The organism is Aeromicrobium sp. REDSEA-S38_B2 (genome assembly GCF_001628525.1).
GTDB classification, from domain to species: Bacteria; Actinomycetota; Actinomycetes; order Propionibacteriales; family Nocardioidaceae; genus Aeromicrobium; species Aeromicrobium erythreum.
Genome location: NZ_LUNH01000015.1, coordinates 1 through 13,266 on the forward strand (window position 1 = coordinate 1; position 13,266 = coordinate 13,266).

At 73.6% G+C, this 13,266-nt stretch carries 13 protein-coding genes; 2 read left to right on the plus strand and 11 right to left on the minus strand.

Annotated features, from left to right (window positions below):
- The 8 genes from A6Q81_RS03140 to A6Q81_RS03175 form a co-directional block, all read right to left on the minus strand.
- Window positions 1–1,162: Zn-dependent hydrolase (locus A6Q81_RS03140; RefSeq protein WP_286689510.1), on the minus strand; the 1,162-nt coding region annotated here is incomplete at its 3' end.
- Window positions 1,159–2,373, minus strand: coding sequence for a pyridoxal-phosphate-dependent aminotransferase family protein (locus A6Q81_RS03145; RefSeq protein ID WP_286689511.1), 1,215 nt, complete (start codon window positions 2,371–2,373; stop codon window positions 1,159–1,161). The genes A6Q81_RS03140 and A6Q81_RS03145, both read right to left, overlap by 4 nt.
- A gap of 35 nt (window positions 2,374–2,408) precedes the next feature.
- Entirely contained in the window at window positions 2,409–3,746 is a 1,338-nt protein-coding gene (gene allB / locus A6Q81_RS03150; protein WP_286689512.1) for an allantoinase AllB, read from the minus strand.
- A 71-nt stretch (window positions 3,747–3,817) separates the two neighbouring features.
- The gene (gene pucL / locus A6Q81_RS03155; RefSeq protein ID WP_286689513.1) at window positions 3,818–4,720 is read right to left on the minus strand and encodes a factor-independent urate hydroxylase; all 903 of its coding nucleotides are present in this window, start codon (window positions 4,718–4,720) and stop codon (window positions 3,818–3,820) included.
- Window positions 4,721–4,722: 2 nt separating this feature from the next.
- Complete coding sequence (gene uraH / locus A6Q81_RS03160; RefSeq protein ID WP_067853213.1) at window positions 4,723–5,028, minus strand: hydroxyisourate hydrolase; 306 nt, start codon at window positions 5,026–5,028, stop codon at window positions 4,723–4,725.
- Window positions 5,025–5,516 (minus strand): 2-oxo-4-hydroxy-4-carboxy-5-ureidoimidazoline decarboxylase, encoded by a 492-nt coding sequence (gene uraD, locus A6Q81_RS03165; RefSeq protein WP_286689514.1) that lies wholly within the window; start codon window positions 5,514–5,516, stop codon window positions 5,025–5,027. Before uraD ends, uraH begins: the two co-directional genes overlap by 4 nt.
- A 95-nt stretch (window positions 5,517–5,611) precedes the next feature.
- Window positions 5,612–7,138, minus strand: a complete 1,527-nt coding sequence (locus A6Q81_RS03170) for an AtzH-like domain-containing protein (protein WP_067853208.1) — start codon at window positions 7,136–7,138, stop codon at window positions 5,612–5,614.
- On the minus strand, window positions 7,135–8,229 hold the full coding sequence (locus A6Q81_RS03175) for an acetamidase/formamidase family protein (RefSeq protein WP_067853205.1): 1,095 nt from the start codon (window positions 8,227–8,229) through the stop codon (window positions 7,135–7,137). The genes A6Q81_RS03170 and A6Q81_RS03175 overlap by 4 nt, the downstream gene beginning before the upstream one ends.
- An 84-nt stretch (window positions 8,230–8,313) precedes the next feature.
- Between A6Q81_RS03175 and A6Q81_RS03180 the strand changes: the two genes are divergently transcribed.
- Both A6Q81_RS03180 and A6Q81_RS03185 read left to right on the plus strand, forming a co-directional pair.
- Complete coding sequence (locus tag A6Q81_RS03180) at window positions 8,314–9,018, plus strand: YoaK family protein (protein ID WP_286689515.1); 705 nt, start codon at window positions 8,314–8,316, stop codon at window positions 9,016–9,018.
- A gap of 10 nt (window positions 9,019–9,028) precedes the next feature.
- Window positions 9,029–9,664 (plus strand): DUF1684 domain-containing protein, encoded by a 636-nt coding sequence (locus A6Q81_RS03185; protein ID WP_286689516.1) that lies wholly within the window; start codon window positions 9,029–9,031, stop codon window positions 9,662–9,664.
- A 140-nt stretch (window positions 9,665–9,804) separates the two neighbouring features.
- Here A6Q81_RS03185 and A6Q81_RS03190 read toward each other — a convergent pair whose 3' ends face one another.
- From A6Q81_RS03190 to pdhA, 3 genes are read right to left on the minus strand one after another with little or no spacing between them, the layout of a single operon-like run.
- On the minus strand, window positions 9,805–11,055 hold the full coding sequence (locus A6Q81_RS03190; protein ID WP_286689517.1) for a dihydrolipoamide acetyltransferase family protein: 1,251 nt from the start codon (window positions 11,053–11,055) through the stop codon (window positions 9,805–9,807).
- A 12-nt stretch (window positions 11,056–11,067) separates the two neighbouring features.
- A complete protein-coding gene (locus A6Q81_RS03195) occupies window positions 11,068–12,084 on the minus strand; it encodes an alpha-ketoacid dehydrogenase subunit beta (protein WP_067853195.1) in 1,017 nt (338 codons plus the stop codon).
- On the minus strand, window positions 12,081–13,241 hold the full coding sequence (gene pdhA / locus A6Q81_RS03200; protein WP_067853193.1) for a pyruvate dehydrogenase (acetyl-transferring) E1 component subunit alpha: 1,161 nt from the start codon (window positions 13,239–13,241) through the stop codon (window positions 12,081–12,083). Before pdhA ends, A6Q81_RS03195 begins: the two co-directional genes overlap by 4 nt.
- Between the last annotated feature and the right edge of the window lie 25 nt (window positions 13,242–13,266).

Genomic DNA, 13,266 nt, shown 5'->3' on the forward strand with positions numbered 1-13,266 from the left:
ATCGATCGACGACGGCCTCCCGCTCCGCGGCCGCGACCTGGTCGGCCTCGGCGTCGACGCCGATGCTCGCGCCCGGCGGGACGACGACGTTCTTGTCCAGGATGGTGTTGCGCACGACCGCTCCGGCGCCGACCGTGACGCCGTTGAGGAGCACCGACCCGGTGACGTCCGCACCGTCCTCGACGCGCACGTCCGGGGAGAGCACCGACCGGGTCACCGACCCGCCGGAGACCACGACGCCGGGCGAGAGCAGCGCCTCGTCGGTGGCCGCGCGCAGGTCGAGGCTGACCTCGACGTGCCCCGCGATCACGTTGACCGCGCCCGGGCGGGCCTCGATCCGGCCCGTCGTGGCGATGCAGCCCGACGGGCGGACCATGCGCTCGATCGCCGTGATGCACTCCGCGGCGCCGACCATGGCGTCCTTGCGGCGGTCGTAGGGCGTCCCGCCGGCGTGGCGGGCCTCGCCCTCCACCTCCAGGACGAAGCGCCGCGCGCCGGCGATGGTGGTCACGTACCCGAGCGAGGCGTCGGCCTCCTCGAGGTAGGGGCCCTGCTCGATGTGCGCCTCGAGGTAGCCCACGAGCTCATCCGGACGCCGCGCGGCGGTGCCGACGGCGCGCGGGTCGAGCCCGAACTCCTCGAACGCGGTCCGCAGCGTCATGCCGCCCGCGTCGCAGAGGTCCCACCACGCGGGGTCCCACGTGCCGGCGGCCGCGCAGCTGCCCAGCAGCGCCTTGCCGAACCGCGTGCCCTCCTCGTCGCTGAACCCGACCACCTCCAGGGCGAACGGCAGGTCGTCCACCCGGTCACCGAGCCGCTCGGCGACGGCGATGCCCATGAGCACGCCCAGCATGCCGTCGTAGGAGCCGGCGTCGGGGACGGTGTCGAGGTGGGAGCCCAGCAGCAGGGCGGGCAGCCCCGGCTCGCGGCCCTCGCGTCGGCCGTACTGGTTGCCGGCCGCGTCCTGGCGCGGAGCGAGGCCGGCGCGCGTCATCCACCGGGCCACGACCCGGTTGACCGCCGCGTGCTCCGGCGACAGGTAGACGCGTTCCAGGTGCTCGGGGTGGGAGGAGTAGAGGTCCAGCTCGGCGCAGCGGGCCAGCACCTCGGCCGCCGAGCCGACCGCGGCGCCGCTCGTGGGCAGGTCCGTCGGGGCGCTCACGCGTAGACCTCCTGCGCAGCGCCGACGCCACCGCCGGCTGTCACGGCGACACCACCGGACCGCAGCACCTGCTCCAGCGCGGCCAACGTGACGAGCACGGCGTCCTTGCGGGCGTTGTAGCCCATCGTGCCGATCCTCCAGACCTTGCCGTGCAGAGGTCCGAAGGAGGTGCCGATCTCGATGCCGAAGTCCTCGAGCATCACCGCCCGCGCGGCGTCGCCGTCGACGCCGTCGGGGATGTGCACCGCGACGACGTTGCTCATCTTGTGGTCGACGTCGCCGAAGACCTCCAGCCCGAGCCCACGCACCCCGGCGAGCATCGCGGCACCGTGCAGACGGTGCCGCTCGACGGCGGCGTCGATCCCCTCCTCCACGAGCAGCCGCGCGCACTCGCGCGCGCCGTAGAGCATCGTCGTCGCCTCGGTGTGGTGGTTGAGCCGGCGCGGACCCCAGTAGTCCATGATCATCGCGAGGTCGAGGTAGTTCGAGGCGATGCGCACGCCCCGCGCGACGTCGCGCTCCTCGGCGATGCCCGCCTCGACGTGCCGCCGACCGTCGATGACGTCGACGGCACGCGGCGAGATCGTGATCGGCGACGAGCCGGACGGACCACCCAGGCACTTCTGCAGGCCGGCGGTCGCGACGTCGATCCCCCACGCGTCGGTCTCGAACGGGTTGCCGCCGAGGGAGGCGGTGGCGTCGCAGTACAGCAGCACGTCGTGCCGTCGGCAGATCTCGCCGAGGTCGGCCAGGGGCTGGCACATGGTCGTGGAGGTGTCGCCCTGCACGACCGCGAGCACCTTCGGCCGGACCTCGACGATCGCCGCCTCGACCTGCTCGGGCGCGAACACGGTGCCCCAGTCGGTCTCGATCGTGTGCACCTCGGCCCCGCACCGCTCGCCGATCTCGGCGAGCAGGTGGCCGAACCGTCCGAAGACCGGCACGAGCACCCGGTCGCCGGGCTCCAGGAGCGAGACGAGGGCCGCCTCGATGCCGGCGCGCGACGTGCCGTCGACGAGGAAGGTCTGCTCGTTCGCCGTCGCGAACACCTCGCGGTACAGACCCATGACCTCCACCATGTAGCCGGTCATGGCCGGGTCGTACTGGCCGACGAGCTGGGCCGACATCGCGCGCAGCACGCGCGGGTCGGCGTTGATCGGACCGGGTCCCATCAGCAGGCGGGGCGGGGGGTTCACGGGAGCGGTGTCCATGGGTCCTTCCATCGGTGGTGCAACAAGGTGCGGGGTCACGACGACGGCCTGTCCAGCTGCCGGCCGTGGCGGTGGTCGACGTGGTCGACGTCGACCAGCTCACCTCGCACGACGGTGCTGACCACGCGGCCTGCGAGGCGCAGCCCGTCGTAGGCGGAGATCGGGTTCCTGTGGGCCAGCCGTGCCGCCTCGACGTGCAGCTCGACGGCGGGGTCGTACACCGCGAGGTCGGCGTCGGCGCCGACGGCGATGCGTCCCTTGTGCGACAGTCCGACGAGGTCGGCGGTGCTCGTCGACATCCAGCGGCTCAGTCGCTCGAGCGGGATGCCGCGCAGCCGCGCCTCGTGCGCCAGGACGGCGAACCCGACCTGCAGGCCCGACACGCCGCCCCACGCCTGCTGTAGGTCGCCGTCGCCCTTCAGCTTCTCCTCGACGGTCGACGGCGAGTGGTCGCTGACGATGCAGTCGACCAGCCCCTCCTGGAGGGCCTGCCAGAGCGCCTCGCGGTTGCCGGCGTCGCGGATCGGGGGGCAGCACTTGAACTCCGGCGCCGCGTCGGGGATCGTCTCGGCGCTGAAGGTGAGGTAGTGCGGGCAGGTCTCGACGGTCAGCGGGAGACCCTCGGCCCGCGCGTCGGCGATCAGGTCGATCGCCCGCGCGCTGCTCAGGTGCAGCACGTGCACCCGCGCCCCGGTCTCCCGGGCGCCGTCGACGACCTGGCGGATGGCCGACACCTCCGACGCGTCGGGCCGCGAGAGCACGAAGTCGCGGTACGCGCGGCTGCCGGGCGCCGGCGTGCTGTCGAGGATCGCGGCGTCCTCGGCGTGCACGATCATGAGCGCGTCGAGCCGGGCGACCTCCGCGAGCGCGGCGTCGAACTCGGCGCGGTCCAGCGGCGGGAACTCCTCGACGCCCGACGGGCTGAGGAAGCACTTGAAGCCGAACACGCCGGCGTCCCACAGCGGTTCGAGGTCGGCGACGTTGCCCGGCACCGCGCCGCCCCAGAAGCCGACGTCGACCGCGAGCTGGCCCTGGGCCGCCGCGCGCTTGGCGGCCAGGCCCTCGAGCGTCGTGGTCGGGGGCACGGAGTTGAGCGGCATGTCGACGAGCGTGGTCACGCCACCAAGGACGGCGGCCCGGGTGGCCGAGCTGAAGCCCTCCCACTCCGTGCGGCCCGGCTCGTTGACGTGCACGTGCGTGTCGACGACGCCAGGCACCACGTAGGCGGTGTCGGGGACGCGGTGGACCTCGCCGGCCGGGACGTCGTCGAGGGGTCCGACGGCCGTGACCCGTCCGTCGTCGAGCGTCAGGGTCGCGGGACGGAACTGCCCGTCGACGAGCACCTGCTGGGCCTGGATCGCGTCGAGTCGCATCGGCGTGGTCAGCCCCTCGCCGCGGTCGCTCGTGCGGTCATCGTCGTGCTCGCTCTCGTGTGTCGGTGCGCTCAGCAGAAGCCAGGCACGGTGGCCCACGCCTGCGGAGCCTGCTGTGCGCCCTCGCGCTGGACGGTGGCCTGGATCAGCCCGTAGGGGCGGTCGGCGGCGAAGAAGACCTCGTTCGGGTTGTCGAGCCCGAACGGCTCGAGGTCGACGAGGAAGTGGTGCTTGTTGGGGCACGACAGCCTGATCTCGGCGACGTCGTCGAACTGCTCGAGGACGGCGCGGCCCATCGCGAAGATCGTCTGCTGCAGGGCGAGGGAGTGCACGCTCGCGAACGTCTCGAGCAGCACGGCCTTGATCGCCTCGTAGCGCGCGTTCCAGTCGACGTCGGTGCTCGTGTAGCGCCACCACGCGGTGACCGACGTGGCGAGGATGCGGTCGGTGGTCTCGCGCAGCGTCGTGTACCGGTCGCGGGGGAACCCGTGGAACTCCGAGCCGGTCGACTTGAGCACCGTCGCGTCCTTGAACCCGGCCAGCACCCACGTCTGGTCGCCGTCCTTCTGCACGACGGTGGTGCGGACCTCCCGGCCGGTGCGGACGAAGGAGTGGTCGTGCAGCCGGCCGTCGACCGCGATTCGCTCCCACGCGTAGAGCTCGGCCTCCCAGCGTCCGCCGCAGACCCAGTCGAAGCTGGTGACGAAGTGCTCGCCGAGGGTGAGCAGGAACTGCTCGGGCGAGCCGATGCCGTGCTGCTGCGCGAACGCGTAGACCGTGTTCTTCTGCGTGTCGGTGGCCACGACCTGGCTGTTGTCGCCCTCGACGTGGCACGCCACGAAGTCGCCGCGCAGCTGCGAGGTGACGTTGAGGTCCTCGATCTCGTGCCGATCGGTGTCGCGGGTGATCCGCACCAGCCGGTTCTCGGCCTTCCCGTACTGGTTCGGTCCCAGCACGATGTCGCCCGTCGCCATGGTCAGCTCCCTCGATAGGTGGTGTAGGCGAACGGGCTCAGCAGCAGCGCCACGTGGTGGTGCTCCTGGCCCGTCCCGGCCTCGAACGCGACGCGCACGACGGGGTAGAAGGTGCTGCGGTCCTGGTCGGCGAACCAGGGGCCGGTCGCGAAGACGAGCTCGTGGACCCCGAGGTCGACGGGGTCGTCGAACCGGATCCGGCCGTCGGCGTCGGTGGTCGCGGTGACCGAGTCGTCGAGCGAGACGACCAGGCCGGCCGCCGGACGACCGAGCGCGGCGTCGAGCACGTGGGTGGAGAGGGTGGTCATGCGAACGTGTCCTCCAGCCGCAGCAGGGCGATCTCGCGGAGCTGGCCTGCGGTGACCGCCAGCTCCGTCTCGGGGTCGTGCGTGAGCCGCTGCTCGAGCAGGGCGAGGATCTCCTCGGCGCTGCGACCGGCCGCGCGCACGAGGAAGATCCGGTCGAACCGCTCCTCGTAGGCCGCGTTGCCCGCCGCGAGCCGTGCCGCGGTGTCGACGCTGGCGTCGACGCCGGACTGCTCGCGGCCGGAGAGCTCGGCGCTGCGACCCGTACCGACGTGCCGCTCCCCGATGCGCGGGTGGTCGGCGAGCGCGGCCTCGACCTGCGCACCCGTCCAGCCCGCGGCCAGCGCGTCGGCCCGTGCCACGAGCGCCTCGACGCTCCCGTAGGGGCGACCCGCGACGAGGGCGTCGACCCACGCGTCGACGTTGGCGCACACGCGCAGCACGGCAGCGGCCTTCTCGGCGTCGGCCGTGTCGAACGTCGTGATGTCCACGTGGTCCCTCCCTCGTCCCGAGGAACGCTAGGACCATCGTGTTACGGCGCGTGCAACCCGCGTTTCATCCGGGTAACGGCCCCGCGGACTCGCCGTCAGGCGTGGAGCGGACCCGTCACGAGGTCGAGCAGGTCGAGGTCGCGGCGGGGCGGGCCCACGAGGCAGACGCCGCACGGCAGGCCGTCGGACGTGGTGAGCGGGACGCTGACCGCCGGCAGCCCGCCGAGCCCGGCCACGCAGGTCAGGCGCAGGGTGGCCGCACGCACCTCGCCGAGGTCGGCACCCAGCTCCGGCGCCACCGTCGGGGCTGACGGCAGCACGACGACCCGGTCGCCGACGAGCCGACGCACCGCGTCGCGCGCGCGGGCGGCGTCGTCGGCGGCCTGCACGGCGGTGTCGTGGTCGATCTCGGCGGCCGCCTCGAACCGGCTGCGCACGTCGGCGCCCAGGGAGTCCAGGCGGGTGCGCAGCCACCAACCGTGGCTCTGCCAGGCCTGCGCCGCCTGGTGCACCCGGAAGACCTCCGGCCACGTCTCCGGCAGGTCCCAGGACTCCTCGACGACGGTGCCGCCGTCGCCGCCCCAGCCCGTGCCGCCGCGCGGACCAGCGCCGAGGAACCCCTCGACCGCCGCCCGCACGTCGGGCGACGCGAGGGCGAGCAGCTCGGGCACCACCACGACGTCGCGCAACGGACGCGGCGCCGCGGCGGGCAGCAGCACGGAGCCGACCCGGCGCAGCAGGCCGGCGTCGCGGGTCATCCACCCGACCGTGTCGAACGACGGGGCGAGCGGCATCAGCCCTGCGGTCGGCACGCTTCCGTGCGTCGGCCGCATGCCGTACAGACCCTGGTAGGCGGCCGGGACCCGGATCGAGCCGCCGGTGTCGGTGCCCAGCCCGATCGTCGCGTGGCCGAGCGCGACGGCCGACGCCGATCCCGACGACGACCCGCCCGAGATGCGTCCGGGCGCCTGCGCGTTGGGCGGGGTGCCGAAGTGCGCGTTCGTGCCGGCCAGGCTGTAGGCGAACTCGTCGGTGCGGGCGATGCCGCGCACCGACGCGCCGGCTCCCAGCAGGGTCTGCACGGCCCACGCGTGGCTCGACTCCACGGGCGCGTTCGCGGCCCAGGTCGGGTTGCCGGCGCCGACCGGTTGCCCGGCCACGGCGAACAGGTCCTTCACCGCGACGCTCTCGCCCGACAGCGGGCCGGTCCCGGGTCGCACGAGCGGGTCGCCGACGGCCCGCCACACCCGGGTGTCGACCGCGGGCGCCGGCACCGCGACGTGGGCGGCCGTGACCTGCCAGCCCACCTCGGTCCGCTCCCACAGCTGGGTCTGCTGGCCGCGGCCGCCACGCTCCGGGGCGGTGACCGCGACGACGAGCGCGTGCGTCGCGTCGACGACCCGCACGTGCACCTCGGCGATCGTGCGCCGCGGCGCGCCCCCGCGCGACCCGCGGAACCGGCTGATCGTCTCGTGGCCCACGAGCACCCCGGCGGCGTCGCCGCGCAGCGTGTCGGGACGGTCGGCGAAGAGCGCGTCGAGCGTCTCGAGGTCGTCGGACATCAGCGCCGTCTCGTACGCCCAGAACGCCTCGAGCAGCCCCTCGGGAGCGTCGTCGCTCATGCGAAGTCCGCCAGCCGGATCCGGGCGTGCACGCCCTTGACCACGTCGACCACCTGGCTGATGTCGAAGTCGGTGGCTGCGCTCAGGTACGCGTACGCGTGCCGCGGGTCCATCCCGTAGCGCGCCTGCAGCAGGCCGATCGCCGCACGCACGCAGTTCTGCGTCGCGACGTCGAGGTCGGGGTCGAGGCCCGTCGGCACGAGGTACTCGCGGGTGCGGGCCAGCGGGCCCACCAGCTCGCCGAACTGCGCCACGGCCTCCTCGCGGGGCACGACGTCGAGCCGCACCGTCGCCCGCAGCGACGCCTCCATGGCGGTGAGTGCGACCTCCCCGCCACCCTGCGCGAAGTGCGGGTCGCCGACGTAGGCCAGCGCGCCGGCCACCTGCACGGGCAGGTAGAGCGTCGCGCCCGCGGTGAGCAGGTTGATGTCGAGGTTGCCGCCGTGTGCACCGGGCGGCACGGTGTGCGGCCGCTCGTCGCCGGCCACCGCGACGCCCATGATGCCGAGGAACGGCGCGAGCGGGAACCGGACGGTGCGCTCGTCCTGCGGTCCGTACGTCATCACCCCGGTGTCGCCCTCGGCGCGGGCGAACACGCTGAAGACGTCGCCGTCGAGCGGGTACTCGCCGGGCAGCGCGCCCCTCCCGTGCCGGTTCGACACGACGCCGTACGGCACCCGCTGCTGCGCGTCGACGAGGGTCATGGCCAGCAGGTCGCCCGGCCTCGCGCCACGGACCTCGATCGGTCCGGTGACCACGTGCGGACCGTCGACCCCGAACGTCCGCGCGTAGCCCGAGGCGGCGAGCGCCACGGCGTCGTCGAGCACGTCGACGCCGTGCGGCTCGAAGAACGCACGCGGGTCGCGACCTTGGTCCTCCAGGATCCCCTCGTGGCTGATCGTGTCGACCACGACCTCCTCGCCCGGCTCGACGGACAGCACGGCGCGGTCGGTGGCGCAGGGCAGCCGGCCCCACAGCACGTGGTCGCCCGTCGACGGCAGGTAGGTCGCGTCGGACGGGACGCCGGTGCCCGTGTGGAGGGGTGCGGAGTCGAGCGGCGTGCTGCGTGGGAGGCCCTGGCGGGTGGTCATGGACGGACACCCTAGAGACCTCATGTCACGGACTCGTGACATCCCGGCCACGGCGCCGCGCCACCCCGCCGTCAGACTCTGGGGATGCTGCGCCGCATCACGTCCGACCGGATGAACCTCGTCCTCATGCTCGCCCTCACCTTCTCGACGGGGGTGATCGACGCCGTCGGCTACCTCGGTCTCGACCGCGTGTTCACCGGCAACATGACCGGCAACGTCGTGATCCTCGGCATGGCCGTCGTCGGTGCCGACGACCTCCCGATCCTCGGACCCGCGCTCGCCCTCGTCGGGTTCCTGGCGGGCGCGGCGCTCGGCGGCCGGGTGCTGAAGGGCGCGCGGACGGGCTGGTCGGCACGCACCACCACGCTGATCGCCTGCGTCGGTGCGTCGATCCTCGCGCTCGGCGTCGTGCTGTTCGTGGTCGGCGACGACGTGGGCCACGCGGGCCAGGTCGTCATCACGACGCTGCTCGGTGCGGCGATGGGCCTGCAGGCCGCGACCGCGCGGTTCATCGCCGTCAAGGACGTCACCACCGTGGTCGTCACGTCGACCATCACGGGTCTGGCCGCCGACTCGGTGCTCGGCAACGGCAAGGGTGGCGGGTCGGGTCGGCGCGTGGCGGCGGTGGTGCTGATCCTCGCGGGTGCGGCGGCGGGCGCCCTGCTGCTGCGCTGGCACCTCGGGGCCGGGCTGCTGCTCGCGGCCGCGATCACGCTGGTCGTGTGCGTGGTGGGCGCGGTGCACGCGCGGGCTGCGGTCCCGGCGTCTCCTGCGCAGCTTGGGTCGTAGTGTGGGCGGTGTGCTGCTGACCTTGGTCGACTGGCGGGTGCGCGTGGCCGCGCTCTACGAGCAGGTCCGCGCGGACCCGGACCCCGAACGCGGGCACGCGACCTGGCGGCAGGGTCGCGACGAGCTGTTCCGCAGCCACCCGCAGTCGCCGCTGCCGGCGCGTGACCCGCTGCGCGAGACCGGCCTGCCGTACTGGCCCTACGACCCGGCGTGGCGGTTCGAGCTGCCGCTCCTGCCCGCACCGACCGACGCGTGGGACCCCGACAAGCGCGTCGTCGACGGAGGCGGTGACGGCGACGTCACGATGCTGCGGACCGGGCAGCTGGCGCTCCCGTCGGGCTCGACGCTCGACGTGTGGACGCTGCAGCAGTACGCCGGCGGCATCTTCGTGCCCCTGCGTGACGCGACGTCGGGTCGCGCCGACGGCGCCGCGTCGTACGGCGCGGGCCGCTACCTGCTCGACACCGCGAAGGGGTCGTGGCTCGGCGGCCGGCCGACTCCCCAGGGTGGACACACCGTCGTGCTCGACCTCAACTTCGCCTACCACCCGTCGTGCCGCTACGACGACCGCTGGCGCTGCCCCCTCGCGTCGCCGGGCAACACGATCACCGACGTCGTCGAGGCGGGCGAGCGCCTCCCCGCCTGACCCCCCACCACCCGACCGGTCGAGCCTGTTTGCGTGGGGCCCCACGCAAACAGGCTCCCCCCACCGCAACCATGCGCCCGAACTGCGCGTTTGCGTGGGGCCCCACGCAAACGCGCACCGTCTGCGCGGGCGAGATGCGGTCAGAAGGTGAGGGCGAGGGCGGGGTCGCGCAGGATCGACGCCACGTCGGCGAGGAAGCGCGAGCCCTGCTGGCCGTCGACGACCCGGTGGTCGAAGCTCACCGCGAGCGTCGTGACCCACCGCGGCTCGATCCGCTCGGCACCTCCGGCATCCGGTCCGACCACCCAGGGACGCCGGTCGATCTGCCCGACGCACAGGATGCCCGTCTCGCCCGGGTTGAGGATGGGCGTGCCCGCGTCGACGCCGAACACGCCGACGTTGGTGATCGTGAACGTGCCGCCGCTCATCTGCGCGGGCTGGGTGCGGCCGGCGCGGGCGGTGGCCGTCAGGTCGGCCAGCGCCTCCCCGAGCTCCAGCAGGCTCATCCGGTCGGCACCCGGGATGTTCGGCACCACGAGCCCACGGTCGGTGGCCGCGGCGACGCCCAGGTTCACCGACCCCTTCAGCACGATCTCCTGCGCGGCCTCGTCCCAGCTGGCGTTCAGCTCGGGCGTGCGCAACAGCGCCAGGCACACGGCCTTCGCGACGACGAGCGTCGGCGACACCCTCACGCCCGCGAACCGACGGTCGGCCTTGAGCCGCTCGACGAGCTCCATCGTCGCGCTCACGTCGAGCGTGACCCACTCGGTGACGTGCGGTGCACTGAACGCCGAGCTGACCATGGCCTGCGCGGTGGCCTTGCGCACGCCCTTGACCGGGATGCGCGTGTCACCCTCCACCGACCGCACCGGCGCGGCGGCGGGCGACGCGACCGTGGGACATCGGCCGGCGATGAACGCCTCGACGTCGGCGCGTGTGACCACCGGACCGTCGCACGGCACGTCGAGCAGGTCGACGCCGTGGTCCTTCGCCAGCTTGCGCACCGGCGGCTTCGCCAGGGCCCGCACGTCACGCGGGCGCGGCTCGGACTCCGCCGGGCGCTCCAGCGTGGTCACCCCACCGGACGGTGCAGCGGCCTGCACGGGCGCGTCGCCCTTGCGCCGACGGCGGCGCGTCGAGGCGGTGCGCACGCCGTAGCCGACCAGCACCGGCTCCCGCCTCTCCCCCACCGGCACGGTCGTGCCCTCCGGCACCAGCAGCGCCGTCACCTCGCCCGCGAACGGGCTGGGCAGCTCCACGACCGACTTCGCGGTCTCGATGTCGACGATCGTCTGGTTGACCTCGACCACGTCGCCGACGGCCACGTGCCACGTGAGCACCTCGGCCTCGGTCAGTCCCTCGCCCACGTCGGGCAGCCTGAACTCGCTCATCAGCTCATCCCCTCAGAACGCCATCGCGCGGTCGACGGCGTCGAGCACACGGTCGAGGTCGGGCAGGAACTCCTCCTCCACCCGACTGGGCGGGTAGGGCAGGTCGTAGCCGGTGACGCGCAGCACCGGCGCCTCGAGGGAGTAGAAGCACTCCTCCTGCACGCGGGCGGCGATCTCGGCGCCGAGGCCGAGCGTGCGCGACGCCTCGTGCACGACGACCGCGCGACCGGTGCGGCGCACGGACTCGTGCACGGGCCCGAGGTCGAGCGGGCTGAGGGTGCGCAGGTCGATCACCTCGAGGTCGACGCCGTCCTCCGCGGCCGCCTCCGCCGACTCCAGGCACGTGCGGACCATCGGCCCGTAGGCGAGCAGGGTGGCGTGGCGACCGTCGCGCACCACCTGCGACGCGTGCAGCGGCGTCGACTCCTGGCCCACCGGCCCCGCGTCCCAGTAGCGACGCTTGGGCTCCATGAACACGACCGGGTCGTCGCTCGCGATCGCCTGCTGGATCATCCAGTACGCGTCGTGGGCGTTCGACGGGCTCACCACGCGCAGCCCCGCCGTCAGGCAGAACTGCGCCTCCGGGCTCTCCGAGTGGTGCTCGACCGCGCCGATGCCGCCGCCGAACGGGATGCGGATGACGGCCGGCATCCGCACGACGCCCTGGCTGCGGGCGTGCAGCTTGGCGACCTGGCTGACGATCTGGTCGTAGGCGGGGTAGACGAAGCCGTCGAACTGGATCTCCACCACCGGCCGGTAGCCGCGCAGCATCATGCCGACGGCGGCCCCGACGATGCCCGACTCGCCCAGCGGCGTGTCGATGACCCGGTCGTCACCGAAGTCCTTCTGCAGGCCCTCCGTCACCCGGAAGACGCCGCCGAGCGGGCCGACGTCCTCCCCCATGACGACGACCTTCGGGTCGGCCTCCATGGCGGCCCGCAGACCGGCGTTGATCGCCTTGCCGAGGCTGAGCCGCTGGCCCACCGCCGACGTGCGCTCGCTCGTGGCGGTGCTGGCGCTGGTGCTCATGCCGCACCACCCTCGGTGTCGAAGGAGTCGCGGTACGCGAGGTACTCGGCCTTCTGCGCGGCCAGCTCGGGGTGCGCGTCGGCGTAGACGCCGTCGAACAGCGCTCCGAGGTCGGGCTCGGGCAGGGACCGGCAGGCCTCGCGCAGGTGGGCGCCGAGGTCGTCGGCCTCCGTCTGCAGGTCGGTGAAGAACGACTCGGGCGTGTCGAGCTCGCGCAGGTGGCGCTCCACCCGGGCCAGCGGGTCGCGGTGCCGCCACGCCTCGACCTCCGCCGTGTCGCGGTAGCGGGTCGGGTCGTCGGACGTCGTGTGCGCACCCATGCGGTAGGTGACCGCCTCGACGAGGGTCGGACCCTCGCCGTCGCGGGCCCGCTGCAGCGCGGCCTGGGTGACCGCGTGCACGGCGAGCACGTCGTTGCCGTCGACGCGCACGCCGCCGAAGCCGTAGCCCGCGGCGCGCTGCACGAGCGGGGTGCGGCTCTGGCGCGCGAGCGGCACCGAGATGGCCCAGTGGTTGTTCTGGCAGAAGAACACGACGGGCGCGTTGAACGACGACGCCCACACGAACGCCTCGTGCACGTCGCCCTGGCTGCTGGCCCCGTCGCCGAAGTACGCGAGGGCGGCGGCGTCGCGCGCCGGGTCGCCCGTACCGACGGCGCCGTCGCGCTGCAGCGCCATGGCGTAGCCGGTGGCGTGCATGGTCTGCGCGCCGATGATGATGCTGTAGAGCGCCATGCCGGTCTCGGCGGGGTCCCAGCCGCCGAGCTCCACGCCGCGGAACAGACCGAGCAGCCTGGCCGGGTCGATGCCGCGGCACCAGGCGACGCCGTGCTCGCGGTAGGTCGGGAACGCGAAGTCCTGCGTACGGAGCGCGCGCCCCGAGCCGACCTGGGCGGCCTCCTGGCCCAGGCACTGCGCCCACAGGCCGAGCTCGCCGTGACGCTGCAGCGCGTGCGCCTCGTGGTCGATCCGCCGGACGAGGAGGAGGTCGCGGTACAGCGACCGGATGCTCTCGTCGTCGCCGTCGAAGGCGTAGCGCTCGTGCTCGACGCGCCGTCCCTCGGGCGTCAGGAGCTGGACGAGCTCGGTGTCGACGGTGGCCGGCGTGGTCACCGGCCGCACCGTCTCGGGGCCGGGGGTGTGCACGGGTACGGTCATGCGCTGTTCCTCTCGCGTCCGGCGT

Coding starts and splice junctions, on each gene's coding strand:
- A6Q81_RS03145 (WP_286689511.1), bottom strand. CDS start 2,373: ATGGACACCGCTCCCGTGAACCCCCCGCCCCGCCTGCTGATGGGACCC.
- allB (WP_286689512.1), bottom strand. CDS start 3,746: ATGCGACTCGACGCGATCCAGGCCCAGCAGGTGCTCGTCGACGGGCAG.
- pucL (WP_286689513.1), bottom strand. CDS start 4,720: ATGGCGACGGGCGACATCGTGCTGGGACCGAACCAGTACGGGAAGGCC.
- uraH (WP_067853213.1), bottom strand. CDS start 5,028: ATGACCACCCTCTCCACCCACGTGCTCGACGCCGCGCTCGGTCGTCCG.
- A6Q81_RS03170 (WP_067853208.1), bottom strand. CDS start 7,138: ATGAGCGACGACGCTCCCGAGGGGCTGCTCGAGGCGTTCTGGGCGTAC.
- A6Q81_RS03175 (WP_067853205.1), bottom strand. CDS start 8,229: ATGACCACCCGCCAGGGCCTCCCACGCAGCACGCCGCTCGACTCCGCA.
- A6Q81_RS03180 (WP_286689515.1), top strand. CDS start 8,314: ATGCTGCGCCGCATCACGTCCGACCGGATGAACCTCGTCCTCATGCTC.
- A6Q81_RS03190 (WP_286689517.1), bottom strand. CDS start 11,055: ATGAGCGAGTTCAGGCTGCCCGACGTGGGCGAGGGACTGACCGAGGCC.
- A6Q81_RS03195 (WP_067853195.1), bottom strand. CDS start 12,084: ATGAGCACCAGCGCCAGCACCGCCACGAGCGAGCGCACGTCGGCGGTG.
- pdhA (WP_067853193.1), bottom strand. CDS start 13,241: ATGACCGTACCCGTGCACACCCCCGGCCCCGAGACGGTGCGGCCGGTG.